The 25,282-nt window shown below is 51.2% G+C and carries 23 protein-coding genes; 4 read left to right on the plus strand and 19 right to left on the minus strand.

Annotated elements, in window-relative coordinates; genetic code table 11:
* Positions 1–73: 73 nt before the first annotated feature.
* From atpC to atpD, 3 genes are all read right to left on the minus strand, one after another.
* On the minus strand, positions 74–319 hold the full coding sequence (atpC, locus tag ACYVHB_RS04980; RefSeq protein ID WP_461050204.1) for an ATP synthase F1 subunit epsilon: 246 nt from the start codon (positions 317–319) through the stop codon (positions 74–76).
* Positions 320–399: 80 nt separating this feature from the next.
* Entirely contained in the window at positions 400–1,134 is a 735-nt protein-coding gene (locus ACYVHB_RS04985; RefSeq protein WP_461050206.1) for a hypothetical protein, read from the minus strand.
* A gap of 53 nt (positions 1,135–1,187) precedes the next feature.
* Entirely contained in the window at positions 1,188–2,714 is a 1,527-nt protein-coding gene (gene atpD, locus ACYVHB_RS04990) for a F0F1 ATP synthase subunit beta (protein WP_461050208.1), read from the minus strand.
* Positions 2,715–3,016: 302 nt separating this feature from the next.
* Between atpD and ACYVHB_RS04995 the strand changes: the two genes are divergently transcribed.
* A complete protein-coding gene (locus ACYVHB_RS04995; protein WP_461050210.1) occupies positions 3,017–6,037 on the plus strand; it encodes a tetratricopeptide repeat protein in 3,021 nt (1,006 codons plus the stop codon).
* A 38-nt stretch (positions 6,038–6,075) separates the two neighbouring features.
* A complete protein-coding gene (locus ACYVHB_RS05000; RefSeq protein WP_461050212.1) occupies positions 6,076–6,795 on the plus strand; it encodes an ABC transporter ATP-binding protein in 720 nt (239 codons plus the stop codon).
* Between the two features lie 57 nt (positions 6,796–6,852).
* Here the strand turns inward: ACYVHB_RS05000 and ACYVHB_RS05005 are convergent, their stop codons facing one another.
* Positions 6,853–7,980: a Gfo/Idh/MocA family protein gene (locus ACYVHB_RS05005; RefSeq protein ID WP_461050214.1), complete on the minus strand. Its 1,128-nt coding sequence runs from the start codon at positions 7,978–7,980 to the stop codon at positions 6,853–6,855.
* Positions 7,981–8,094: 114 nt separating this feature from the next.
* A complete protein-coding gene (locus ACYVHB_RS05010) occupies positions 8,095–8,577 on the minus strand; it encodes a GyrI-like domain-containing protein (protein ID WP_461050216.1) in 483 nt (160 codons plus the stop codon).
* Between the two features lie 123 nt (positions 8,578–8,700).
* On the opposite strand from ACYVHB_RS05010, the gene ACYVHB_RS05015 reads away from it, so the two are divergent.
* On the plus strand, positions 8,701–8,973 hold the full coding sequence (locus ACYVHB_RS05015; protein ID WP_461050218.1) for an acylphosphatase: 273 nt from the start codon (positions 8,701–8,703) through the stop codon (positions 8,971–8,973).
* Positions 8,974–9,030: 57 nt separating this feature from the next.
* Here ACYVHB_RS05015 and ACYVHB_RS05020 read toward each other — a convergent pair whose 3' ends face one another.
* On the minus strand, positions 9,031–10,842 hold the full coding sequence (locus tag ACYVHB_RS05020) for an acyl-CoA dehydrogenase family protein (protein WP_461050220.1): 1,812 nt from the start codon (positions 10,840–10,842) through the stop codon (positions 9,031–9,033).
* 281 nt (positions 10,843–11,123) lie between these two features.
* Between ACYVHB_RS05020 and ACYVHB_RS05025 the strand changes: the two genes are divergently transcribed.
* The gene (locus ACYVHB_RS05025) at positions 11,124–13,061 is read left to right on the plus strand and encodes a LysM peptidoglycan-binding domain-containing protein (protein WP_461050222.1); all 1,938 of its coding nucleotides are present in this window, start codon (positions 11,124–11,126) and stop codon (positions 13,059–13,061) included.
* Between the two features lie 179 nt (positions 13,062–13,240).
* Here ACYVHB_RS05025 and ACYVHB_RS05030 read toward each other — a convergent pair whose 3' ends face one another.
* From ACYVHB_RS05030 to ACYVHB_RS05090, 13 genes are all read right to left on the minus strand, one after another.
* Positions 13,241–14,932 (minus strand): TlpA family protein disulfide reductase, encoded by a 1,692-nt coding sequence (locus tag ACYVHB_RS05030; protein WP_461050224.1) that lies wholly within the window; start codon positions 14,930–14,932, stop codon positions 13,241–13,243.
* Positions 14,933–15,302: 370 nt separating this feature from the next.
* Positions 15,303–16,481, minus strand: coding sequence for an acetyl-CoA C-acyltransferase (locus tag ACYVHB_RS05035; RefSeq protein WP_461050226.1), 1,179 nt, complete (start codon positions 16,479–16,481; stop codon positions 15,303–15,305).
* Positions 16,482–16,675: 194 nt separating this feature from the next.
* On the minus strand, positions 16,676–17,230 hold the full coding sequence (locus tag ACYVHB_RS05040; RefSeq protein WP_461051013.1) for an NADH-quinone oxidoreductase subunit J family protein: 555 nt from the start codon (positions 17,228–17,230) through the stop codon (positions 16,676–16,678).
* A 43-nt stretch (positions 17,231–17,273) separates the two neighbouring features.
* On the minus strand, positions 17,274–17,840 hold the full coding sequence (locus ACYVHB_RS05045) for a NuoI/complex I 23 kDa subunit family protein (protein ID WP_461051015.1): 567 nt from the start codon (positions 17,838–17,840) through the stop codon (positions 17,274–17,276).
* Positions 17,841–17,923: 83 nt separating this feature from the next.
* Positions 17,924–19,108, minus strand: a complete 1,185-nt coding sequence (gene nuoH, locus ACYVHB_RS05050) for an NADH-quinone oxidoreductase subunit NuoH (protein WP_461050227.1) — start codon at positions 19,106–19,108, stop codon at positions 17,924–17,926.
* 20 nt (positions 19,109–19,128) lie between these two features.
* Positions 19,129–20,214 carry an NADH-quinone oxidoreductase subunit G gene (locus ACYVHB_RS05055; RefSeq protein ID WP_461050229.1) on the minus strand — a complete coding sequence of 362 codons (1,086 nt, stop codon included), beginning with the start codon at positions 20,212–20,214 and terminating at the stop codon, positions 19,129–19,131.
* Between the two features lie 13 nt (positions 20,215–20,227).
* Entirely contained in the window at positions 20,228–20,659 is a 432-nt protein-coding gene (locus ACYVHB_RS05060) for a DUF29 family protein (RefSeq protein WP_461050231.1), read from the minus strand.
* Between the two features lie 23 nt (positions 20,660–20,682).
* Complete coding sequence (nuoF, locus tag ACYVHB_RS05065; RefSeq protein ID WP_461050233.1) at positions 20,683–22,023, minus strand: NADH-quinone oxidoreductase subunit NuoF; 1,341 nt, start codon at positions 22,021–22,023, stop codon at positions 20,683–20,685.
* Positions 22,024–22,030: 7 nt separating this feature from the next.
* A complete protein-coding gene (nuoE, locus tag ACYVHB_RS05070) occupies positions 22,031–22,531 on the minus strand; it encodes an NADH-quinone oxidoreductase subunit NuoE (RefSeq protein ID WP_461050235.1) in 501 nt (166 codons plus the stop codon).
* A 3-nt stretch (positions 22,532–22,534) separates the two neighbouring features.
* A complete protein-coding gene (locus tag ACYVHB_RS05075; protein ID WP_461050237.1) occupies positions 22,535–22,978 on the minus strand; it encodes a DUF29 domain-containing protein in 444 nt (147 codons plus the stop codon).
* 21 nt (positions 22,979–22,999) lie between these two features.
* Positions 23,000–24,238 carry an NADH dehydrogenase (quinone) subunit D gene (gene nuoD / locus ACYVHB_RS05080; protein WP_461050239.1) on the minus strand — a complete coding sequence of 413 codons (1,239 nt, stop codon included), beginning with the start codon at positions 24,236–24,238 and terminating at the stop codon, positions 23,000–23,002.
* A gap of 99 nt (positions 24,239–24,337) precedes the next feature.
* On the minus strand, positions 24,338–24,838 hold the full coding sequence (locus ACYVHB_RS05085; RefSeq protein ID WP_461050241.1) for an NADH-quinone oxidoreductase subunit C: 501 nt from the start codon (positions 24,836–24,838) through the stop codon (positions 24,338–24,340).
* A gap of 9 nt (positions 24,839–24,847) precedes the next feature.
* Positions 24,848–25,270 (minus strand): DUF29 family protein, encoded by a 423-nt coding sequence (locus tag ACYVHB_RS05090; RefSeq protein WP_461050243.1) that lies wholly within the window; start codon positions 25,268–25,270, stop codon positions 24,848–24,850.
* Positions 25,271–25,282 lie beyond the last annotated feature (12 nt).

Consider the following 25,282-nt stretch of genomic DNA (forward strand, 5'->3'; position numbering starts at 1 on the left):
ATACGGACGATCAACAAAGCGGGCCACCCAGATTGAGCGGCCCGCTTTACTCACTGCATGAGAACTAATTTCGTTACACGATCACTGCTTCAGCCAAAACCAATACCTTATTTTGAAGCACTTCGACCACACCCCCGTCAACGGTAAACGTCTGCTGACCAGCCGCCGTCTGAACAACGATTGGTCCCTGAGCCAATGTGCTCACCAAAGGCGCGTGATCGTTCAGCACCTGAAACTGCCCTTCGCTGCCCGGAAACGTAACGGCGGTGGCCTCGCCGGAATAGACCTTACGGTCGGGAGTAATAATGTCTAACGTCATACGAAAAAGATGTATAATGTATGATATAAGATATATGACAAGTTGAAAAGCTACATCATATATCCTATACCATACATCTTTTATAAGGCTCCTTTTACAAAATTAAGTACGCTGCCGATTTGGCTTTTTACGGCTGGCTCGGCTGCTTTCGCCACTGCCCCACCGCCCGATAGTCTGCCTACGCCCGCCATCGCTGTGGAAATGAGCGACTTCCCCGTCGATTGAGTACCACCGCCCAACACCGACATCGCGCTGCCAATGCCCGACAGACCACTGGTTAATTTACCGGCGTTGCCAATCAGCGACCCGGCCGATAACAGACCTTCCAGCCGGTTAGCACCCGATGCCAATTTGGTGAGACCAACGGCTTTCTGTAGAACATTGCCACTCAAACCACCTCCTGTGATTAGCGGTAGGAGTGTCTTAAGTTTGCCAACCTGCGACAATAGTTTGTTCTTGAACGATGTCGGCTTTTGCTGCACTTCAGCTTCTAATCCGGCAATGCCCGCTTGTAACGCCTGCGCCGACGCAGCTTTGTCGCCCTTGTTGAGCGCTTCAACCGCCCTGTCCAACTGCGCGTCCGGCAAACTGTCAGTTGAAGCGGTTGACCCGGCCGTGAACACCGAATCTCGCATCATTCCCGGCGGAGTTTGAACTGGGTCTTTAATCGCCCCAGAACTTGGCGAACTCATTGTTGGGGGCGTACCACCACCGGGAATTGTAGGCACCGTTGGTACTTGCGCCAGCGATAGTGTCGTGATTAAAAGACCGAATGGAATCAGGACCATTCCCTGCGTCAATCGAATCGCTTTCATAAAAACAAGACGTTTTGTTGGCAAGACACGAATGGTCCGACTGGTACATTCAATTATTGACCGGCTTCTTTCAGCAGCCGCTCACCTTTCACAACGGCATCTTCAATGGTACCAACGAGGTTGAAAGCAGCTTCGGGCAGGTGGTCGTACTTGCCATCAATGATTTCGTTGAACCCTTTGATGGCATCCTCAATCGGTACCAGTACACCTTTCAGACCCGTGAACTGCTCGGCCACGAAGAACGGCTGCGACAGGAACCGCTGCACCCGGCGGGCACGGCTAACAACAAGTTTGTCGTCCTCCGAGAGTTCCTCCAACCCCAGAATGGCGATAATGTCCTGCAATTCTTTGTAGCGCTGTAGAATTTCTTTTACGCGCTGGGCGGTGTTATAATGCTCATCGCCGAGGACTTCAGCACTCAGGATTCGTGAGGTTGAGTCGAGCGGGTCAACGGCCGGGTAGATACCTAACTCGGCAATCTTCCGGCTTAAGTTGGTGGTAGCGTCCAAGTGAGCAAACGTCGTAGCCGGGGCCGGGTCGGTCAAGTCATCGGCAGGTACATAAACGGCCTGAATCGACGTAATCGACCCTCGTTTGGTCGACGTGATCCGCTCCTGCATAATACCCATTTCGGTAGCCAGCGTCGGCTGGTAACCCACGGCCGATGGCATCCGGCCCAGCAAAGCCGACACCTCGGAACCCGCCTGCGTAAAGCGGAAAATATTGTCGATAAAGAATAGAATGTCGCGACCGGCTCCTTCGCCGTCGCCGTCGCGGAAGTGCTCGGCGATGGTCAGACCCGACAGCGCAACGCGGGCGCGGGCACCGGGCGGCTCGTTCATCTGACCGAACACGAACGTAGCCTGACTTTCGGTCAGCTCGGCCATGTCGACTTTGGTCAGATCCCAGCCACCTTCTTCCATCGAGTGCTTGAAGGCATCGCCGTAGCGGATAATACCGGCTTCGATCATCTCGCGAAGCAGGTCATTGCCCTCACGGGTACGCTCACCTACCCCGGCAAATACCGACAGACCGGCGTATGCTTTGGCAATATTGTTGATTAGCTCCTGAATCAGTACGGTTTTGCCCACACCGGCACCACCAAACAAGCCTATTTTACCGCCTTTAATGTAAGGAGCCAGCAGGTCGATTACTTTAATGCCGGTATAAAGAACCTCGGTGGAGGTAGCCAGGTCCTCAAAACGGGGGGAACTACGGTGAATGGGCAAGCCGACCCCCGTGGTTTTGGGCTGGGGAATACCGTCAATCGCTTCGCCGATGACATTAAACAGCCGTCCTTTGATGCTTTCGCCCGTTGGCATCGTGATTTGGTGGCCGAGGTCAACCACATCAATGCCCCGGTACAGGCCGTCGGTCGAGTCCATAGCAATGGTCCGAACGCGGTCTTCGCCGAGGTGTTGCTGCACTTCTAATATCACCTGCTGCCCGTTGGCTTTGGTTACTTTGAGGGCGTCCAGGATGGCGGGAATCCGGGTGCCTTCGCCCTCGAAACTCACGTCCACCACCGGCCCGATTATCTGCGTAATCTTACCCGTATTGACTGCCGTTGCCGTAATCATTTGTATGTGAAGTATCTTATTAAACTATTGCCCATTGTTTGGGACTGCAAAAGTAGGCCAAAAACTGCGTAAGGGCAAGAAGCGGGTTACTCATTTTTGGGGTACCCGATCCCTGATTGGTTTGGCAGAGAGGTTTTTAGGTAGTATAATCGATGAAATCAGGTCGTAACGAATTTGTACTAAAACAAGGCAGAAGCTTGTACGCTGTGGTGGGCGCCGGGTAGCAAAAACCGGACAGTTCATAGCAGACTTCAAGGTTTTGAAAACAGGCACTAACCCGTCGTCTGTTACGTTTTCCGTTTATGTCATCTTTGTTTTTCTGGAACCAGTGGAGCCGCACCGAGCGGCTTACATACATAGTCAGTTTTGTCTCGTTCATTGTCAGTTTATTTTTATTCAGTATTGTCTGGATGCGGGGTCTCGGCAACGTGGTCCGGTGGGACGTACTGAGCGAACTAAATGAACTCCCTATCACGCTTCATGCCTTCACCGACGGCCTGCTCGATTACGCCGTGAGCGGAAAAGCGTACGCCGTTTCGGAGCAGTTCGTGGTCTCGGCTATGCAGGTGCAGCCGGGCGTGGCTACGGCCTTTTTAACTGGTATTGGTGTGGCGTTCGTGTTACTACTGAGCGCCGTTACGCGGTTCGACCGAATCCGGTATTTAGTCAGCATGGCCGTTATCATACTCGGACTGGCCTTTTTTCGGTGGGAAATGCTCGAAGTACCGGGCCTGAGCGGCAACTACCTATTTTTGCTTCTCGCATTCCTGTTCGGCTCGCTGAGTTATTACTTCCATGCGTTCCGCTCCGATTATTCCATACCGGTGCGGCTCGGCGCGTTTGGCAGTTTGACGATACTCATTGCGCTCCTGCTTGGCCGCCTGTCGCCGGTTGCGTATCCAGCTTTGGCGATTGTTGGCTATGGAATGCCGGTACTGTTGGCGTTCAGCGCCGGGTTTGTATTCTTCATTGCCACCGAAATAGTTGCTGGATTGGTCTGGCTCACATCAGCGGGTCGGCCGGACGGAAACAGCCCGCAGGTCAGCCCGCGCCGAACATTGGGATTGACTAACTTTATGTTCATCAGTCTTTTGTACTTAGTCAATCTGACGCTGATCTGGCTTAAAAATACGAGGTCGATTGATTGGGACGTACTGGCAATTAGTCCTTTTCTGATCTACCTGATTTCGGTAACGATTGGTGTATGGGGTTTTCGGCGACTGACTGAACAGCAGGCAGTCGTCTCGTTTCGGGATGGCGGGGCTTACCTGTACGCGGGCTTTGCCCTGCTTACGACGCTCACGATGGCCTACGCGTTTGCTACGGCGAATGATCCTTTAGTCGAAGCATTCGAGGACATCATTGTCTATACGCATTTAGCGATGGGCGTATTTTTTGTCGGTTACGTGTTAATCAATTTCCGGGCTATTTACAAACAAAACCTGCCCGTTTACCGGGTTCTGTATAAGCCAAAACGGTTGGAGTTAAGCTTGTTTCGGGTAGCGGGTGTATTTGGTGTGCTGGTGTTGCTGGCATCGGGTGGGCTGATTACATTGCGCCAGAGTACGGCCGGTTACTATAATGGTTTGGGTGATCTGTACGTGGTCAGTAACGAACCGAACTCCGCCAATGCATTTTACCAGCTCGCGCTGGAGCAGGAGTTCCAGAACCATAAGTCCAACTATTCGCTGGCGTCGCTGGCTCTGGCGCAGAACAACCAAACGGCGGCTGCTTTCTTTTTCCAGCAAGCTTTGCTTAAACAGCCCAGCCCGCAGGATTACGCCGGACTGAGCCAGACCTATTTACAAACAGATCTGTTTTTTGAAGCCGTTAAAACGCTACAGCGGGGCATTCGGGCGTTTCCCACGAGTGGTGAACTACAAAACAACCTGGGCTTTCTCTATGCTCGTACAAGCGTGGCCGACTCGGCTTACTATTACCTGAAATCGGCAACGGGCAATGCCAAGCGCGACGACGTACCGATGGCGAACCTACTGGCCTTTTACGCCCGCAACCCGAAGATTCTATTAGCTGATTCGAGTCTCGCCACAAACTTGACCGAGTCGACTTATGAATCATACCAGGCCAATGCGCTGGCGCTTCGGTTGGTATCGCGAACCGATACCACATCGCCTGCCCAACCCGACTGGTTAACGAGTGGAGAAGCCAACAAAGGACTGAGCGTTGGTCGATTTGCGAGCTTATATAATTACACGTTAGCCAATCAACGTCCAGATACGATTTTGAATGCCACGCTTCAACGCCGGTCAGTAGATCCGGTCAATCAGGATTTTACCGACGACTTGCTACTGGCTCGCGCTGTAGCCGAATACAATCGGCACAACCATGCGGCCGCGTTTAGTTTGATGAGTCAGTTAGCCGAAGGCGATCAGCGCAGTGGTTCCGCTTACCGTTCCATTACGGGGCTGTGGCTATTGGAGCAGGGTCTATACAGGAAAGCGGCCGAAACGTTCGCCCAGAATGATGATACCACCTCGATCTATTACCGCGCCGTTGTCCTCACCAAAGCGAATGATCCGGTGTTGGCACAGTCGCTGTGGGAAACGGCCGCCAAGAAAGACCCGGCCGTGGCTGCGCTGAAACAAGTGTTGTATGATGAGCGAAAGCCGGAAACTGATTTGGAGAAAGCATTTTATGTAAGCTATCGCCCGGACGACCCAAACCGGGGACGTTACTGGGAAACGATTCGGGATGTGAACTTGAAAACCGTTGCCGGAGCCAGCCTTGTCGACGAATACCTTGCGACGCGGCAACCATTTTATGCCCAGATGATTGTGAGTCAGATGGGAGATCCGAAGCAATTGAACGCATTCGCCCGCTCGACCGAAAACCTGAGTACGTTGCGCGTTGTTGTTTCTAAGAACAAATTAGCGGCTGCCGATTCAATGAGCCGGGCGTTCTTCCTGCCGCAGCACGAAGCCAACCGACTATTCTTGTTGGGACAGGTATATGCCCAGAATCGGCAGCCAGCCAAGGCTCAGCAACTGTATCGGCAGGCGTTACAACGGTCGCCCCTAACGGCTTGGATCGTAGCCCCGGCGGCTGAACTATTGCGACAGCAAAAGCAACCTAACCGAGCGTATGATCTGGTGCTGACGGCGTTGCCGTTCAACGAAGACAATGCTGAGTTGCTCAAGACTTACGTAACGCTTTGTCTGGACTTGCACTTGCGCGATTACGCCGATGAGGGATTAGCGCGGTTACAAACCGTTACTCCACCCGCCGATTATCAGGCGTTTGTGGGGGCTTATCAGGAAAAATTGGCATCAATCGAAAAGGACCGGCAAAAGTTTATAGATTAGCTTAGTTTTGATGCATCCTACTGCGCAACCAACCGATTATGAACATCATTGAAACCCGTGAAATTGCCAAACGCTACGTGATGGGCAGCGAAGTCATTGAAGCGCTGAAGTCAGTAACGATCACCATTCAAAAGGGTGAATACGTGGCGTTTATGGGACCGTCGGGATCGGGTAAGTCGACGTTGATGAACATCGTCGGCTGTTTGGATACGCCTACCTCGGGCCAGTACATCCTGAACAATCAGGATGTGAGCGGTATGGGTGAGAACGAGCTGGCCGAAGTACGGAACAAAGAAATTGGGTTTGTTTTCCAGACATTCAACCTACTGCCGCGTCAGTCGTCGCTGGAAAACGTGGCCCTGCCGCTTATCTATGCAGGCTTCAGCAAAGCTGACCGTACCGAAAAGGCCATGCTTTCCCTCCGAAACGTTGGGCTGGAAAATCGGGCCGGGCACAAGCCCAACGAACTGTCTGGTGGTCAGCGGCAGCGCGTAGCCATTGCCCGTGCGCTGGTCAACGATCCCAGTATTCTACTTGCCGATGAACCAACCGGTAACCTCGACAGCAAAACGTCCTACGAAATCATGGACCTGTTCGACCAGATTCACAGTAAAGGCAATACCGTAATTATGGTGACCCACGAGGAGGACATTGCCGAATACGCCCACCGCATTGTCCGGCTCCGCGATGGACTGGTCGAAAGCGACCGGGCTAATGCCAACATCCGCAAAGCAAAAGCGCTGATGCAGGCGGTGTAGGTATCACGGGCTTCAGCCCGTACTGCATAAACTCTTACGGCCTGAAGCCCGTGATACCTACGCTTTCAGGTCAATCTTCCGGCCGGTTTCGGCAGCCCGATAAATGGCCTGCAACAGCCGGACGTCGCGGAGACCTTCGGCACCGGTGACATGATCCGGGAGCTTTTTGCCGTCGAGCAAGTCCTTACAAACGCCATCCATGTGGGCGGCCTGATGGTTCACAATCGGCTGTTCGATAGGCCCTTTGCTGGTGCGGCCCTTCAGTGGCCCATAACCGAAGGCGGGTGATAATTCGAACCAGCCGTTCTGACACGATGCGTAGAGCCGCTCAACGCCCGCCGTGTAGCTGGTGGTGGAATTACAAACGGCCCCACTTGGAAACAGGAACTGCCAGAACAGTGTTTCCTCCACATCTTTGAATTTCTGTGGCTCGGTTTTAGGCGAAAACTGGGCTGTCACCGATATTGGTTCTTCGCCCGTTACATAACGGGCACCCTGCACAGCATAGATGCCTACGTCCATGAGCGCCCCGCCCCCGGCCATGTCTTTTTTCATGCGCCACTGGTTGGGATCACCGATGCGGAAAGCGTCGCTGCTTTCCATAAACTTAATGGGGCCAAACACCTTTTGCTGACCCAACCGCATTACCTCCTGCGTGAACGGCTCATAATGAAGACGGTAACCGATCGCGAGTTGCTTGCCCGCCTTTTGGCAGGCGTCGATCATATTCTGACAGGCTTTGGGGGTAATCGCCATCGGCTTTTCGCAAATGACGTGCTTGCCCGCTTGTGCTGCCCGCACCACAAACTCCTCGTGCATGGAGTTCGGTAGCACGACGTAGATTACATCGATGTCTTTGTTATCGGCAATGCGGTCGAAGGTTTTATAATCATAGACGTTGGCCTTCGGGATGTCGTATTTTTTCATCCACTCCTCCGCTTTGGCGGGGGTACCCGTCACAATGCCCGCTAAGCGGCAGTTTTGCGTTTGTTGCAGGGCCGGAGCGAGTTGATTCTTGCTGTAGCTGCCTAAGCCAACGAGCGCAATGCCTAATTTACGAGCTGGCTGCTCTGACCGAACCGGAATGGGTTCACCAAAAGCATTGGTCAAAACCGGCAGGGCAAGGGCTGATGCGCCGAGTCCGGTTAAAAATCGGCGACGCGATTGCGTGTACGAGTCGGTCATAAAAATATCGTTCAGGTCTTTGGTAATTCGTTCAGGATAAAAAGCGTCGGGCGCAGCGGCTTTACCCGTGCGCCCGACGCTTTTTATAGATGCTGTTTGTCGTCAGCGGGCAATTTAATCAATACCAATTTGGATTTCAGTTACGCAGTTCGCTGGATTTTCGCTATCAATAACCAGGTAAGCCTCACGAATGCGGCCGTTATTCTGATAACCATACCCATAGAATTGAGCAAATAACGCGTCGTATAACTCAGGAAAGCTGTCCCAGGAGCTGGTATGTATGTACGATGCGCAGTGAAAGGCGGGAAACAGTTGATAACTGAGTCCGTCGGGCTGTTCGCCCGGCTGTTGAATGGGTAAGGCAATCGCCAGTTGAAATGTGTTTGTTTCATCACCATTGACGCCGGTATACACGTACTGAACTGGGCCGGTGGGCGTCAGGCTGAGCCGGTTAGCTTCCAGGTATAAGTTTTCAGGCACATAGCTGTGTTCATTAATCGTCTGAAGCGTGGTTTGGGTAGAAAAGACGAGCGCGTTGAAAGGCTCAGTCTCTTTCACGAGCAGGGCGTTTTCTTGGATTGTTTGTTGCGTTGTCATAGCCTGTCGGGGTTTTGGTGAGTGGCCTTAACAAAGGTCGTTGACGACAGTGACAGCCCTATGTCAGTATGGTTTACAAAACTCTTCCGGATTCGACAGGTTACTCTACAAAATCAGTTGCCGATGAAAAAGAACCAGATTATTCGCATAAGTGGCCAGTTGGGTGGGACGCTATTCCGGCAGGAAGCCCGTCAAAAAGGAGAGAAACTTGGCTTAATGGGCCATGCAAAAATAGACCCGGATGGGGATCTTCACGTCGAGGCAGAAGGCGAACCTGGTGCCCTCGACGACTTCATCGCCTGGTGTAAAATTGGTCCTGAGGGCACTGAAGTGCAAAGCGTTCACGTTACTGACGGTGAATTACAGGGCTTCGACCGGTTCACCGAAATGCGCTAAAAAAGAAAAGCCAGCCCCGAAGCGAGACTGGCTTTTTGCTGATGAAGTTGATTCGAATCAAAAAATATACTTGTTCTCCGCAATCATCGCGTCGGCGATTTCCCGGCGGGCGTTTTTAAGGTTAATTGGCTCAATTTTGGTGAACCGTTTCAGACCCATCAGCATTCCTCGCAGTTCGTCGCCTTCGGCAAATGAGGTGATGGCAGCCCGGCCCGCATTGTTCACTTTCTCAACGGCTTCGTGCAGATAGACCAGGGCCATCTGCTGTTGCAACGCTACGGCGGCTTCGCCTTTAATGCCGATTAGTTTTTCAACCCGTAACAGAACTGACTCGGCTACGTAGATTTCGATGGCCATGTCGGCAATGTTCATCAGGATTTCCTGCTCACTCGACAAATTCATCGTGAACTTCTGAACGGCAGCACCCGCCACCATCAGCGCGGTCTTTTTCAGGTTACGAAGTACTTTCTTCTCGGCGACAAACAGGCCTTCCTCTTCGTCGGTGTTGAAGTCCGGGATCGACATGATTTCTTTGGCAACCGCCATTGCTGGACCCATTAGGTCCAGTTCGCCTTTCATGGCCCGCTTCAGCAACATGTCAACGACCAGCATCCGGTTGATCTCATTCGTGCCTTCGAACAGCCGGTTAATCCGGGCGTCGCGGTAGGAGCGATCCATTGGCGCATCGGCCGAGTAGCCCATACCACCGTACACCTGAACGCCTTCATCGACCACATAATCAAGTACTTCCGAGCCGTGAACCTTCATAATAGCGCACTCGATGGCAAACTGCTCCAGCGCTTTGAGTTTAGCTTCGGCGTCACCCATGCCCTGCTCTTTAAGGTCCTCAATCAGGTCGTCGATGTTCTGACCCGCACGATATGAAGCCGTTTCCGATGCGTATACCTTCAGCGCCATCTCGGCTAATTTGTGTTTAATGGCCCCAAACTGCGCGATGGGCGTTTTGAACTGCTTCCGCTCATTAGCGTACCGAATGGCTTGGTTAATCACTTCTTTCGATCCACCAATGGTAGCTGCCCCTAACTTAATGCGGCCAATGTTAAGGATGTTAACGGCAATTTTAAAGCCGTTGCCCCGGTCAGACAGCATATTCTCAACGGGTACTTTGGTATCGTTAAAGAAAACTTGACGCGTATCGGAGCCTTTGATACCCATTTTGTGCTCCGGCTCGTTCATCGTGATACCTTCGTACGAACGCTCGACAATGAACGCCGACAGGTTTTTGTCCGTCTGCCCATTTTCATCTACTTTGGCGAACACGATGTACAGGTCAGCAAAGCCGCCGTTCGTGATCCACATTTTCTGACCGTTCAGAACGTAATGCTTTCCATCTTCCGTCAGAACGGCTTTGGTCTTGCCCGAATTAGCGTCCGAACCCGAATCCGGCTCGGTCAGGCAATAGGCGGCTTTCCACTCGCCAGAGGCTAATTTGGGCAGGTATTTTGCTTTTTGGTCACTGTTGCCGTAGTAGACGATGGGTAAGGTGCCGATACCCGTGTGAGCCGACAGCGCCACCGAGAAGGAATGTCCGCCCCCGGTTGCCTCCGCTACCAGCATAGACGTGTTGAAGTTGGTGCCGAACCCGCCGTACTCTTCCGGAACGGAGGTGCCCAGCAAACCCAGCTCGCCCGCTTTGTCCATCAGCGACGACATTAGGTCAGGTGACTTAGCCGCGTCGATTTCGTCCAACCGGGGCCATATCTCGCGTTCCAGAAACTCACGGCAGGTGGCCGCAATCATCTGCTGCTCTTCGGTGAATTCTTCGGGTATAAATACTTGTGCAGCCTCGGTTTCTTTAATTAGAAATTCGCCCCCTTTAATAGAAGCTTTGTGTTGTGTAGCAATCATGTCGTCAGGAGTTTGTTATGCACGCATACTATTTATGGTGCAAAGTAAAGCGGTACATAAATGGTATGCAAGCATACTAATAACAAAAATTTTCCCCAAATAATCTAATCACCAGTCAATGAAAATTTAGTGGCCTGAATTTTGTGGGACTACAGATTACCCTAAATAAATTGCCATAGATACGCATAGGCCCAATGAGCGTAAACCGTATTTTTGACGAGTATGTGCACATCTAAGCGGTATTCTGCTCATGATTTGACTGGGAGGCAACAAGAAAGCTCATGAATACTTTGAAAACATTAAGTTGGGCATTCGTCATTGGCATCAATGTTTTTTTATTGACTTATCAACTCCTGGCTCAGTCTATACCTGAGACGCCATTCGACGTTGACTTTGCTGGGGTAACCGTGCATTTGAATGAGCAGGGTAAGGTGAAACTCCAGCGCGAAATTGAACAATTATATGCTGACCGGGCCGGACTTAAACGCGACGTAGAATCACTGCGTCAACTGACACCGTTGCTGGAGCCGATCTTTAAGGCGGGTCGGCTTCCAATGGACTATCGCTACGCCGTTTTGCCGGTTGCCAACGATGAACCAACAACTGGTTATTGGGGCCTTACTTCAAGCCGCGCTCAGTCGCTGAACATGGTGGTGAGCGATGCCGTGGACGAGCGGTACCACCCAATTATAGCAACGCAAACCGTAGTTGCTCACTTGGGTAGGCTGCACGTGATGTCGGATAACTACGTGTTGACTCTACTGCGGTATCTGCAGAATGACACGTTCGCCAATCGGTCTATCGATCAGGTAAATTCGACTTACTTAGTTCTCAATGCACAGAGTCCGTCGCTCATCTGGAAAATTTTGGCTCGTAAAATCGTGTTTGAGCGTGAAGAGCCGATTCTTCACGCCACGAAGACGTATCTGCTGTACGAGCATCGCACAAGCGTTGGTTACTCGCTGCAAACGATCAGTCAGCAGTTGCAACTCGATGAGGAGCGTTTAAAACCGTTTAATAGCTGGATAAAAGCGGGTACAATCCCTGACAAAAGAGACTATCCGGTTCTGATTCGGGTAACCGCCGACGAGTTTCCGGTAATGAAGAGTCGGGAAGAAGTCCACTTAAAGTCGACCGTACCCAAGCATACGGATTTAGGTTTTCCCACACTTGCCCGGTTACCTAAGTCAACCGTGGTTACGTATGAGTCGGCCGTGTTCTACTCCATAAATGATCGATTAGGCGTTCAGGCGCAACCCTGTGATAATGTTATTACGCTGGCTTACTATGGCAAAATCACCATTAAAACGCTTTTGTCTTATAACGAGTTGTCTGAAAAGGACGTAGTACAACCAGGCCATATCTACTACCTTGAACGGAAAGCTAAACGGGCTAAAGTTCCTTTTCATGTGGTTGAGAAAAATCAGACGCTGCATGAAATCGCCGATGTGTACGGTGTGCGGTTAAAATCGCTCCTGCATTTCAATCGGTTTCAACCCAACCAGCGGATACAAACTGGACGAATTGTATGGCTCCGCAACAGACGGCCCCGACAACAGCCGATAGAGTACAGACAACAACCAGTTGATAAGTCAAAACCGGTACCGGTTATCGAAGAAGCGCCCATTGTTGTGCCACCGAACCCGGTAGATTCGTTACTCCTTCAAATTACCTCCCTCCCTGCTCACGTAACGACCGATAAAGAAGCACCAGCCGAGCTTTCTCCGCCGAACAAGATCATTATACCAAAGGATGTATCTGAGAAGCCCGTGCAACCCGTTGAGCCAACGGAGAGGTGGAAAGAAGAACTGAAACTGCACGTCGTTCGGCCTGGACAGACGTACTACAGTGTTTCGCAACTGTACGGCGTTTCCCTCAAACAACTATACGCCTGGAACAACCTGTCGGAGCGGATCCCGTTGAAAGTTGGGCACGAGTTGGTTGTAAATGTGACAAAAAAGCGTTTGCCTGTATTGCCAGAACCAACGGGTATCGCCACAGTTAAAGCACCGGCCAAACCGGCCGCGCTGGTTACTACATCCGTTAGTAGACCCGCCGAGCAGTTTAACCTCACGTACTACGTCGTGCAGGCCGGGCAAACGGTGTATCGCGTAGCCCTTATCAACAAAGTGAGTGTGCCAGACCTGATGCGCTGGAACAACCTGACGAACTACACAATTGAGGTTGGTCAAAAGTTGCTGATCCGCAGGCCGAAGTAAGGTAGTTTTGCCGAAACGGAGATAATTCACGGTCCGCCGTTGCGGTCGTTTGCCTCAAGCAGTGTGAACAGCGGTCGCAAGAAAAGAGAGTTATGCGAGAACGAGTTAATCTGCACTTACAACCTCACTTTGAGCAGGAGTAGAGGTTAGACCATGACAGACTTCATACGCATCACCCTTTACTTAAGCAGTGCCGCCAAGTCATCCTTGCCTTTTATCGCTGACAGCCGCGTGATAGCCCCTGGCTTATAGACCCCCTTTTGATCGATGAAGGCATAGCCTGGGTAACCACTGAACGAGAACAACTGTCCCAGTTTCGCATCCAACGCTTCATCAATGAAAAAGTGAATACCAGGCAGCTCTAACTCAGCTATTTTTCGTTTCCACTTGCCCTCGTCGGAACCTTGGGCTGTGCAGACATAGACAAATACCACCGACAGGTCTTTGGCCTCCTGCTGCAATTTTTTACTGTGCGGCATTTCTTGTAAGCAGGGCGCACACCAAGTAGCCCATCTGTCAAGTACGATGGCTTTACCTACGAAACTCTGCTTAAGCTTGTTCAGGAAATCTGCTCCGCTCATATCGGAGAGCTTATATAACGTTGCCCCAAAATCAGTTTGCTGTAAGGGTCTGCCAAAATCGGCTGCGGTTGGCGAATTTCCGGAACCGGCTAATGCTTTATTAACCGAGGCTATTTGATCAATAGTACGAGCGTATTCTTTTTTGGCTATCACCTTACACCAGCTCGTGGTCATACTGGGCAGGATCTGTTCTAAGGCTGCTTTCTGTTCGGCAATATCCTTACTGGTATTCAGATTCAACTTCATGATGTCGGCCCTTGCGGGTGAGTAGAGACTATCCAGCCAACGAATACCTTGGGCAATCATCCGATCCTGTCGCAATTTTCGCATTCTTGGCCCCAACTGTTCGTTCCACTGGTCCCGATGGGCAGGAGCGGGCGAAAGCGTGGCCGTACTCCGTAAGGAATCAATGGCGGCCTTTTCCGGCTCGGTCAGATCAGACAAGCGGGCCACGTCCTGCCAATTGACCGTCACTAGATTGGATAGAAGTTGGCGAAAATAACCGGACAGGTATAGGTGAAAGACCATGCTGCTATTGGCTAACAGATAGGTCTTATGCGCCTTAATTTGATCGAAAAGAGCAGGTTCCATCGGATGCCCCCAGTAATGAAGGCAAATCTGACTATAAAACTCCGACAGGCGATCATTCTCTAATAGCCAGGCATAGGGAGATGGATGAGTAGCTACAAACTCAGCCTGAATTGTTTTCAAAGAGTCGAAAATAGGGTTGAAGGAGGCTAACACCTCGTTAGCCACTGGGTGTTGAGACCGGCGAATCTGCTGCATGCGAGCAGAAAGGGCCAGTTGGTCCGCCCGTTTGAAGAGCATATACTCATTCATATACTCGTTTAGTGGCCCATCTTCGCCTAAGTACCGAACGCCGTCTGTTTTGAAAGCAACCTCCTTTCCGGCTACTTTTAGTTTGGGTACGTCTAACTCGACATAGAGCTGTTTATTGGCGTAGAGACCGGTATAAAACAGCTCGCCGAAATGTACCCAAATCTGCTGGTAGGGCAGCGGATAGTCTAATTCCAATTGGAAGCTTCCGTCCGCTGCTAAGTGAGCGGTTTTTGTTTTCTGTCCCGCCAAAGTAACGAGCGTATAAGTGATGGTCGTTTCCTTCATTTCCTGTGGACTTACGTGAAGGAGTTTACCGGTGACTTGGGGTATTGTGCGTTGGGCAAACTGGGCATCGAATTGGGGGTCTTCGATAGCGACAACGCCAGCCGGTTGTGCAAGGCTATTAACAACGGTGGTGAGTAAAACCCAAATTGTGATAGAGGCTTTCATAGTTCGTTTATGGCGTTCAATGAATGAGATTAGGATTATTAAATATAGGAAAAATTAGTGCAACCCTAAGTACACAATCCATCTCACGAAACGCCCTTTTAGAACGAGGGTCGCCGAACTTATACAGATTGCGTCAAATTATAGCTGCGCTCTATCTCAAATTATTATCTCACGAATGAAAGCCTAATTTTTAGCGGTTCACCTGAGTTTGTGACCGGGCTGCCGGAGCAGACTAATTTTTCTCCCAAATGACGAATTATCCCGTTTCGGCAGAACTACCCCAAGTAAGGCATCCTCTAAACTAAGACAGGCCGTTAGGCTTCCTGCGCAGGAAGCCTAACGGCCTGTCTTAGTTTAGAGGATAAATCAGTTAGTTCAGTCGCTCAAAAATTCCGGCGACACCCTGTCCGCCACCGACGCAGGCCGATACCATACCGTATTTCTGATTCTGACGGCGCATTTCATTCAGCAATTGAACCGACAGACGTGCTCCTGTGGAGCCTAATGCGTGTCCCAGGGCAATGGCTCCACCGTTGGGGTTGATCTTGCTCCGGTCAAGTCCCAACTCCTGAATTACGGCCAGCGACTGGGCGGCAAAAGCCTCATTGAGTTCGATCAGTTCAATATCATCCTGCTTCATGCCCGCCTTTTTGAGGGCAATGGGAATAGCCGCTACTGGACCAATACCCATAATCTTCGGCTCAACCCCAGCCGAGGCATACGACATCATCCGGGCCACGGGTTGCAGGTTCAATTCGTTGACCAACTGCTCCGACATTACAATTACGAACGCAGCACCGTCCGAGGTTTGTGACGAATTGCCCGCCGTTACCGAGCCACCCGCCGTGAAAACTGGCTTCAGTTTAGCCAATCCTTCGGCGCTGGTGTCTTTGCGCGGTCCCTCATCCTGAGCTACGGTCCAGTCGCGGGTTTTCTTCTTGCCACTCTCCGCATCGAAATACGTCTCGCTGACCTTAATGGGTACAATCTCATCCGTGAATTTACCAGCCGCCTGAGCCGCTAAGGCTTTCTGGTGAGACTCATAGGCAAATTCGTCCTGTGCGTCGCGGCTAATGTTAAACTGCTGCGCGACCTGCTCGGCTGTTAGACCCATGCCAATGTAGTAGTCGGGATGAGTTTTGGCGATTTCGTAGTTCAGTGCCGTCTTCCAGCCCATTACAGGCACCAACGACATCGACTCGGTGCCGCCCGCTATGATGCAGTCGGCCATTCCGGCGTGAATTTTTGCCGAAGCAATGGCAATAGCTTCCAAACCAGAACCACAATACCGGTTGATAGTAAAACCCGGTACACTATTAGGCAATGACAGCAGCGCGATATAGCGGGCAATCTGCATACCTTGCTCGGCTTCGGGCACGGCGTTACCAACGATAAGGTCTTCGACGCGGGCAGGATCAAGGTCGGGGACCTGGCTCAATAAATGTTTAATAACGTCGGCCGCCATGTCGTCGGGGCGGGTGAAACGGAGACCACCCCGTGGGGCTTTGCCAACGGCGGTGCGGTATCCGGCTACAATGTATGCGTCCATAATTTTATGATTTCTGGTTAGGCAGGAACCTTGGTAATTAAACAGATTTGATGCGGTTATAATTACAAACATACATAAAATTGGTATGCGTGCATACTGTTTTTGCGGTGTAGATTAGAGAGAGTTCAGTCATGAAAAAGCCGCCCTTGTCAATAAGGGCGGCTAACACCGTAAACTATAGTTGACATGTGCTGTTAAAAATGCCGGTCGCCAACTTCGCGTTTGCCCAGCATAACTGCCCCAACCATAGCGACCAGGAAAAGTACCGAAGCCAATTCAAACGGCAGAATATAGTCGTTGTAAAGTAGATTGCCTAGATTCTCAACCAGACCTGTTTTGGGGTCAAAAGCCGTTGGGCTGAAGGTGGGCACTTGAGCGCTCTTGGCCCGGAAGATGGTAATGAGCATCACCATTAGCGTACCACCCACTATCACCGACGCCATTTTGGTCAGGTTCGTTTTGGACTCCTCATCATCCTGGCGCAGATTAAGAAACATAATCGTAAAGAGGAATAAAACCATGATGGCTCCCGCATAGACGATGATATTTACGGCCGCCAGAAATTGCGCGTTAAGGAGTATATAGTGGCCCGACAGGCAGAAAAACGTGGCAATAAGCGCCAGGACACTGTAGATTGGGTTCCGGGCCGTAACCACGCCGATGGCGCTGAACAACGTCGCAACGGTCAGAATCAGGAACAGATACCCAGTTGGCGTCAGCGATTTGAAAAAATCTATAAACTCAGTCATCATCAGGTCGGAAAAGGATGGGTAAAGAAATAGCCGTTGTTCGTTACGTAGCGGCCCGCGTGAGACTTGGCTCGGTTGGTGTCGTTTTCACTTCGGAGTTGGCGATCCGGATGTAGCGGTCGTCCATTTTTTCAACCAGACGGTCTTTGCCGTAAATCACCTCGTCACGCTCCATAAATACCGGCACCATTCGGTCGTGACGCAGGTAAACAGCCTGCTTGGGGCAAGCCTCCTCGCACAAGCCGCAAAAAATGCAGCGCAACATATTTATTTCATAAACGGCTGCGTACTTCTCTTCCCGGTATAATTTCTCCTCGCCCTTTTGACGTTCGGCTGCCACCATAGAAATAGCTTCGGCCGGGCAGGCCACTGCACATAAGCCACAGGCCGTACACCGTTCACGGCCCTGCTCGTCGCGCTTCAGTATGTGATGCCCTCGATAAATTGGTCCGAGGTACTTTTTTACCTCCGGGTACTGGATTGTCGGCTTTTTACGAAAGAAGTGGCGAATTGTAATACCCAAACCGCTCAAAACAGCGGGCAGATACATTTTCTCCGCCATCGTCATTTCCTTATTGCTGACTTGAACAGATCGATTGGTCAGTTGCATATCTTTCAATTTAGAGCGTGTGGTTCATAGTCTGCCATGTTGATTGAAACCTTCATGACCATAAACCACGCACTGATACTAAACTATGTCCGTTGTGGAACAATTTGTGGCTGCTGGGCGACACGTGGTTTCGGAGCGCGGACCGTCGACAGGACAGCCATGACGATCATGACGATGGCAATCAGCCAGGTTGCGTATTTGAAGTTGTAGAGCAAGCCAGCCCCCGTGAGCACCACATTCAGAATAGAAAGGGGTATGAATGTTTTCCAGCCCAGATTCATCAACTGATCGTAGCGGAACCGGGGAACCGTCCACCGAACCCACATAAAGAAGAAAATGAAAAAGAAGATTTTGCTAAACATCACCACAACACCAATGAGCGTGGCAACATTATGTCCGGCGACGGCACCCAGCGAGCTTTCCAGCGCCCGATTAACTTCGTTGAAAAATGGATAGTGGAAGCCGCCGAAGTATAAACACGAAATGAACGCCGATGAAACGAACATGTTAATGTACTCTGAGAACAGATAGAACCCAAGTTTCATCGAACTGTACTCCGTATGGTAACCACCAACAAGTTCAGTTTCGCACTCCGGCAGGTCGAAGGGAGTACGGTTGCACTCGGCAAACGAACACGTCAGAAAAATGATAAAGCCCAGCGGCTGCGTGAACACGTTCCACTCGAAGAACGTAGCCTGCTCATCAATGATCGAGCGCAACGATAACGATCCCGTCATCATCAGAATGGTGATCAGTGACAGGCCTAATGCAATTTCATAACTAATATTCTGCGAGGCCGCACGGATGGCTCCCAGCAACGAAAATTTGTTGTTCGAAGCCCAGCCACCCACCATAACGCCGTACACACCGAGCGAAACAACCCCAAAAATGTACAGCACGCCAATGTTGATTTCGATGCCCTGCACCGCTACGTCGTAGCTGACCTTATCCCAAACAAATCGAATACTATCGCCAAAAGGAATTACCGCACTCGACATCAAAGCCGTGAGCATGGCCAAACAGGGGCCGAGAATAAACAGCCATTTACTGGCCTGTGAGGGAATGAAATCTTCCTTAAAAAACATTTTACCGGCGTCGGCAATGGGCTGTAACAGGCCCCACGGTCCGGCCCGGTTTGGACCCAGCCGATCCTGTAGAAACGCAGCTACCTTACGTTCGGCGTAGGTAGAGTACGTTGCAATCAGGAGCGTTATCCCGAATATGGCGAGGATAATAAGCCCTTTGACTGTTAATATGGGTAGTGCCATTGTTGATCAATAGTTGTTGTTTATAATTCCGGTTCCATCGCCGACGGCAACGTTCTGGCAAACCGTTCGGGAGGAAGTTGCTGAATGGCTAACTGCGAGGTATCGCGTTCGTCGTGAATAGGCTTGTAATCAGCAGCCGCCAATCGCTTCCCAAAACTTGGCTTAGCCGTATCTGATCGGTACTTATTGGCCGATATGACCGATGCCCGTGATACTTTGGTTGGCCCTTCTATCGTCCAGTCGCTGGTGTTTTTCGTCTCGAAGCGGCAGGTGTTGCAGATGAACTCAATGGCTTCGCCCCATTCGTTTTGCCGCGACGTTACCCGGATCACTTCCTCCCCCCGGTACCAGAGCGTCACCTTGCCCGTGCAGGTTGGACAGTCACGGTGGGCATCGACGGGCTTGGTAAACCACACCCGATTTTTGAACCGGTACGTTTTGTCGGTCAAGGCACCTACGGGGCAGACATCAATTACGTTACCCGAAAAATCGTTGTCAATGGCTTTCTCGATGTACGTTCCAATTTCGGAGGCATCGCCCCGGCCCAACACACCATGAACGCGCTTATTGGTGATCTGATCCGCCGTCTGTACGCAACGATAGCACAGAATACAGCGCGTCATGTGCAACTGCACATAGGGACCAATGTCATGCTTTTCAAACGTCCGCCGGTCCTCTTCGTAGCGCGTTGTCGCTTTACCGTGGTCGAAGGCAAAGTTTTGCAGGTCGCACTCGCCCGCCTGATCGCAAACGGGGCAGTCGAGGGGGTGATTGAGGAGCAAAAACTCAACCACGCCGTTGCGGGCGTCGATCACGGCTGGGTTGGTTTTGTTTTCAACAACCATACCATCCTGCACGGCGGTCAGGCAGGAGGCTACTAACTTCGGCATCGGTCGCGGGTCTTTTTCCGACCCGGCAGCTACCCGCACTAAGCAGGCCCGGCATTTGCCACCGCTGCCCTTAAGGGGCTGGTAATAGCACATGGCCGGAGGGGCCACCTCCGGGCCAATTTTGCGGGCAGCCTGCAAAATAGTCGTTCCCGGCTCCACCTCAACCTGAATACCGTCGATGGTGACCTTTATCAATTGCGGCTTTATATCTTCCATGTATCGTAACTACTCAGGGATTATAATTTACAATGCGGTCAAAAGCGTCCTGCTTAATCTGACCAGCATCAATCATTGTCGCTAATTGCTCTGCACTATACACGCCACCAAAAGCTTCTTCGGCTGCTTCCCGTAACGAGAAAGAAAACGATTCGTCAATAGCTTGCTGCAACTCGTCTGGTTTAAGATAAAACCCTCCGGCATTACGACGTTTATTCGCTTTGAAAATACCGAATAAGGCATGATTAACCGAACGCTGCCATGAATTTGTCAGGCGATTTTCAGCTTTTTGTTTGATCAGATGAATTAATAAAATGGTCAGGAAACTTTCAATCTTTGCTATTTTGTCGTCCTTGGCCATTTCATCCATTTCATCAATCAGAGTCAGGGCATTTGTGTAGTCCTGCTCCTCAATCAGCCGCCGTAAGGTCTCCAACTCTTCCATAGTCGTGCTTATAGTTGCGTCGCCTACACCAAGGCCATCTCACCCCGATAAACTGCGCCCGACTGCGTGGCTTCGGTGGGGTGGTCGATGTGCCACTGAAACTCGTCGCGGAAGTGACGAATTGCGCTCGCTACGGGCCAGGCAGCCGCATCGCCCAAGGGGCAAATGGTGTTGCCTTCAATTTTTTTGGCTACGTCAACCAATAGGTCGATGTCCTGCTGATGCCCATGCCCGTGTTCGATGCGGTGCAGGACTTTCTCCATCCAACCCGTTCCTTCACGGCAGGGACTGCATTGTCCGCAGGACTCGTGGTGGTAAAACCGGGCGAAATTCCACGTGTTCCGGACAATGCAGGCTGTTTCGTCGAAAACAATGAACCCGCCCGAACCGAGCATGGTGCCGGTCTGGAACCCGCCATCCGACAGCGACTCATAGCTCATCAGCCGCTTCTCACCGTTGGCTAACGTCAGCGCCAGGTTAGCCGGTAAAATGGGAACCGACGAACCACCGGCCACAAGCGCCTTTAGTTTGTGACCCGGCCGGATGCCACCACACCACTCATCGGCGTAAATGAAATCCTCAACCGGAACGCCCAGTTCAATCTCATACACGCCCGGTTTGTTAATATGCCCCGACGCCGAAATTAATTTTGTTCCCGTGCTGCGGCCGATACCAACACCTGCGTAGGCATCGCCCCCATTCGTAATGATCCACGGCGTTGTGGCGATGGACTCCACATTGTTAACGACCGTTGGGCACTGATATAATCCCTTCACAGCGGGGAATGGCGGTTTATTTCGGGGGTTGCCGCGCTTGCCCTCGAGCGATTCGAGCAGGGCCGTTTCTTCACCGCAGATGTAAGCGCCCCCGCCCGGCTGAACGACTAATTCGAGGTCATAGCCGCTACCGAGAATATTTTTACCGAGAAATCCCTTTGCTTTCGCTTCGGCAATGGCTTTTTCAAGGATATTTATCACGTACATTAACTCACCACGCACGTAGATGTAGGAAGTATTCGCCCCCAGCGCAAACGACGAAATAATCATTCCCTCAATAAGCAGGTGAGGAATGTTCTTCATCAGGTAATGATCTTTGAACGTACCCGGTTCCGACTCGTCGGCGTTACAAACTAAGTAGCGGGGAACACCCTCCGGCTTTGCCAGAAAGCTCCACTTCATACCCATTGGGAAGCCAGCCCCGCCCCGTCCCCGGACGCCCGCCTTTTTTACTTCCTCAACAATGCTTTCGGGCGTCATTGTCTTCACAGCCTTCTCGACCGCTGTGTAACCACCCTGTTTTCGGTACACGTCAAACGTCTCAATGCCAGGAACGTTGACGTGCTCAGTTAATATTTTCGTTGCCACGTGCGGGTTAGTTTGACAGTTCGTCGATGATCTCGTCTACGCGATCATTCGTCAGGTTCATATAATATTTCTCACGGACCTGAAACACAGGTCCCATGCCACAGGCTGCTAAGCATTCCACTTCTTTCAGCGTAAACCGACCGTCGACGGTCGTTTGGCCAGTGTCAATACCTAACCGTTGCTTCAGGTAGGCGTATACCTCTTCGCCCCCCATCAGGCAGCATGGTCCCGTGCGGCAGTACTCAATTACGTGCTTGCCGACCGGTTTGATGTGGTACATTGTGTAGAACGTGGCTACTTCAAACACCTCAATCGGTTCGATGCCTAATAGCTGACCTACGTATTCCATCCCTTCGGGACTGGTCCAGCCTTCCTGCTCCTGCAACAGATGTAGAAGAGGTAGTAGCGCCGATTTCTGCTTGCCTTCGGGGTAGTGAGCAATGATTTCCTGCACCTTCGCCAGCCGCTCCGGTGTAAACTGTATGGTGGGTTTGGTTTCGGTTGTCATTAGTTACACCAGATATTCATCGTCAAAAACTTCTTCCCATGTTAATGCGACAGGCTCAAAATTATCTTTGCGGGACAAATTCATTTCGGCCTTTGCTTCAGCAATAGCATCCTCAAATGTTTCAGTCCAAATACTGTCTATGTATTCTCGCGTGAAAGAGGGCATATACTTCCGTAAATTCCGAATTTCCCGACGAACACTAATTATCGTCCGTACCCAACTGGTAGATCGTTTATCCGCCTGATAGCGCCACTTTAAGATGTGCATCATCAACCGGGTCAATTGACTATTCAGTGCTCTGCGTTCTGCATTAGCCATTGCGTTTTCCAGTTCATCCAACGCTTCCTGAGCTTCATCATACTCTTTTTGCTCAAGCAGCCTGCGTACGGCGACCACCGTGTCTAAATGAGACGTAGCCACCATTTCCTGCCAGTCTATCGTCTTCATACGACAGTTTGTTTTGAGTGGTCAAGCGTCTAACTCGCCCGCAATTACGTTCATGCTGCTCATGATCACAATGGCGTCGGAAAGCGTCAGGCCGGTACACATTTCAGGGTAGGCCTGGTAATAAATGAAGCAGGGCCGACGGAAGTGAAGCCGGTATGGGGTCCGACCGCCATCGCTGATGAGGTAGAAACCCAACTCGCCGTTGCCACCCTCCACCGCATGATACACTTCGCCAACGGGTGCGTCAATCTCACCCATCACAATTTTGAAGTGATAAATCAGCGCTTCCATGTTTTTATACACTTCCTGCTTTGGCGGCAGGTAATACTGGGGCGCATCTGCATAATGGGGACCTTCGGGCAGGTTATTGATGGCCTGCTCAATAATACGCAGGCTCTGCCACATTTCGCCGTTGCGGACCATGAACCGGTCGTAGGTGTCGCCACTTTGCCCAACGGGAATATCGAACTCAAAATCCTGATACGACGAGTAGGGGTTCATTACTCGAACGTCATAATCGACGCCCGCAGCCCGCAGGTTGGGGCCTGTGAAACCGTAGCTCAATGCCCGCTCGGCCGAAATGCCGCCCACGTTCACGACGCGGTCCATGAAAATCCGGTTGCGATTAAAGAGGTTTTCAAACTCAGTCAGCACTTTTGGAAAGCGCACCAGTAATTCCTTTATTTTGCGAATGGCCGTGGGCGAAAGGTCACGTTCCATGCCGCCAATCCGGCCCATGTTGGTGGTCAGCCGCGCTCCACACACCTCTTCGTAAATGTCGTAGATATGCTCCCGCTCCTGATAAATGTATAGAAAGCCCGTAAACGCACCCGTATCGACGCCTAAAATGCCATTGCAGATAAGGTGGTCCGACAAGCGAGCCAGCTCCATCAGGATAACGCGAATGTATTGCGCCCGCTTGGGCACCTCCACACCAAGCAACTTCTCCACCGTCATGTGCCAGCCCATATTATTGATCGGCGACGAACAGTAGTTCATGCGGTCAGTCAGGGTGGTAATCTGGTAAAAGGGCCGACGCTCGGCAATTTTTTCGAACGCCCGGTGGATGTAACCGATGGTTTGCTCGCTCGATACGATCTTCTCGCCGTCCATTTGCAGAACGTTCTGAAAGATACCGTGCGTGGCGGGGTGAGTTGGTCCGAGGTTGAGTGTTGTCAGTTCGTTAACGTACTGAACAGGGCCATTGTCGTTCCGGGCGGGAACATTTTTTTGCGCTATATCGAGTTCTTCAGAAACCATAATTAATTAATGAATGAGTGAATGAGCGGATGAGTGAACACTTGCTGAACCGCCGATGCAGTATTAGCTAATCCACTCATTTGCTCATTCACTAATTAGTCATCGTCCAAACAAGGCGTCAATTTTGTCTTTCCGGGTATCATCTTCAAGCGGGTACTGCTTCAGCATTGGATGGTAATCCATCTCTTCCATGTTCAGAATCCGGCGCAGGTCAGGATGCCCGTCGAATAGAATGCCGAACAGGTCAAACGTTTCACGTTCCATCCAGTTGGCCCCGGCAAACAGCGGAATCACCGTCGGAATATGAATATCGTCGCCCGCAAGATACACCTTGATGCGTAGCCGGAAGTTCTTAGTCAGGCTGTGCAGATGATACACCACACAAAATTCCTTGCCTTCGGAGTCGGGGTAATGCACCGCCGTAATGTCGGTCAGAAAGCCAATCTGATACACTGGATGATTCTTCAGATACTGGATAACCGGGTAGATGGACTCGCGGCTGGTTGAAAAAGTCAGCAGGTCATACGGATCATCGAAGTCGCCAACGATCTCGCCAAATTGATTGATAAGGGTCTGCGCAACTTCCTCGTTGGTCAGCATAGTGGGAGATTAATGTTCAATAAGCCGCATGGCTCCGGCAATAAGACTGTTTTTATCGATTTTAGCTAATAACTCCTGATCTGAATAAACACCACCGAATGCTTCCAGCGCAGCTTGTGGCAGTGCCAGCGTGAATGATTCGTGAAGCGTCTCCAGCAACTCCTCATTCGACATGTAACGTCCACCAGCCTTCCGGCGTTTATTAACCCGACTAATTTGATGGATCGAATGCTGGATCGAAGCATCCCACAACCGGGTCGTCCGCTGCTCGGTTTTCTGCTTAATTAAATGGATAAGCAAAATCTGCATGTAGCTGAATACCTTGTCGGTCTTATCTTCTTTGGCCATTTCGTCCAATTCATCAACGATCTGTAGCGCATCCGAATAGAAACCGTCGGTAATGGCCCGGCGAAGTTCCATCAGTTCATCCATGTCAGGGAATCA

Source organism: Spirosoma arcticum (assembly GCF_054779955.1).

Excerpts from the sequence above, each read along its gene's own strand:
- atpC (WP_461050204.1), bottom strand. The coding sequence starts at position 319 with ATGACGTTAGACATTATTACTCCCGACCGTAAGGTCTATTCCGGCGAG.
- ACYVHB_RS04985 (WP_461050206.1), bottom strand. The coding sequence starts at position 1,134 with ATGAAAGCGATTCGATTGACGCAGGGAATGGTCCTGATTCCATTCGGT.
- atpD (WP_461050208.1), bottom strand. The coding sequence starts at position 2,714 with ATGATTACGGCAACGGCAGTCAATACGGGTAAGATTACGCAGATAATC.
- ACYVHB_RS04995 (WP_461050210.1), top strand. The coding sequence starts at position 3,017 with ATGTCATCTTTGTTTTTCTGGAACCAGTGGAGCCGCACCGAGCGGCTT.
- ACYVHB_RS05000 (WP_461050212.1), top strand. The coding sequence starts at position 6,076 with ATGAACATCATTGAAACCCGTGAAATTGCCAAACGCTACGTGATGGGC.
- ACYVHB_RS05005 (WP_461050214.1), bottom strand. The coding sequence starts at position 7,980 with ATGACCGACTCGTACACGCAATCGCGTCGCCGATTTTTAACCGGACTC.
- ACYVHB_RS05010 (WP_461050216.1), bottom strand. The coding sequence starts at position 8,577 with ATGACAACGCAACAAACAATCCAAGAAAACGCCCTGCTCGTGAAAGAG.
- ACYVHB_RS05015 (WP_461050218.1), top strand. The coding sequence starts at position 8,701 with ATGAAAAAGAACCAGATTATTCGCATAAGTGGCCAGTTGGGTGGGACG.
- ACYVHB_RS05020 (WP_461050220.1), bottom strand. The coding sequence starts at position 10,842 with ATGATTGCTACACAACACAAAGCTTCTATTAAAGGGGGCGAATTTCTA.
- ACYVHB_RS05025 (WP_461050222.1), top strand. The coding sequence starts at position 11,124 with ATGAATACTTTGAAAACATTAAGTTGGGCATTCGTCATTGGCATCAAT.
- ACYVHB_RS05030 (WP_461050224.1), bottom strand. The coding sequence starts at position 14,932 with ATGAAAGCCTCTATCACAATTTGGGTTTTACTCACCACCGTTGTTAAT.
- ACYVHB_RS05035 (WP_461050226.1), bottom strand. The coding sequence starts at position 16,481 with ATGGACGCATACATTGTAGCCGGATACCGCACCGCCGTTGGCAAAGCC.
- ACYVHB_RS05040 (WP_461051013.1), bottom strand. The coding sequence starts at position 17,230 with ATGACTGAGTTTATAGATTTTTTCAAATCGCTGACGCCAACTGGGTAT.
- ACYVHB_RS05045 (WP_461051015.1), bottom strand. The coding sequence starts at position 17,840 with ATGCAACTGACCAATCGATCTGTTCAAGTCAGCAATAAGGAAATGACG.
- nuoH (WP_461050227.1), bottom strand. The coding sequence starts at position 19,108 with ATGGCACTACCCATATTAACAGTCAAAGGGCTTATTATCCTCGCCATA.
- ACYVHB_RS05055 (WP_461050229.1), bottom strand. The coding sequence starts at position 20,214 with ATGGAAGATATAAAGCCGCAATTGATAAAGGTCACCATCGACGGTATT.
- ACYVHB_RS05060 (WP_461050231.1), bottom strand. The coding sequence starts at position 20,659 with ATGGAAGAGTTGGAGACCTTACGGCGGCTGATTGAGGAGCAGGACTAC.
- nuoE (WP_461050235.1), bottom strand. The coding sequence starts at position 22,531 with ATGACAACCGAAACCAAACCCACCATACAGTTTACACCGGAGCGGCTG.
- ACYVHB_RS05075 (WP_461050237.1), bottom strand. The coding sequence starts at position 22,978 with ATGAAGACGATAGACTGGCAGGAAATGGTGGCTACGTCTCATTTAGAC.
- nuoD (WP_461050239.1), bottom strand. The coding sequence starts at position 24,238 with ATGGTTTCTGAAGAACTCGATATAGCGCAAAAAAATGTTCCCGCCCGG.
- ACYVHB_RS05085 (WP_461050241.1), bottom strand. The coding sequence starts at position 24,838 with ATGCTGACCAACGAGGAAGTTGCGCAGACCCTTATCAATCAATTTGGC.
- ACYVHB_RS05090 (WP_461050243.1), bottom strand. The coding sequence starts at position 25,270 with ATGGATGAACTGATGGAACTTCGCCGGGCCATTACCGACGGTTTCTAT.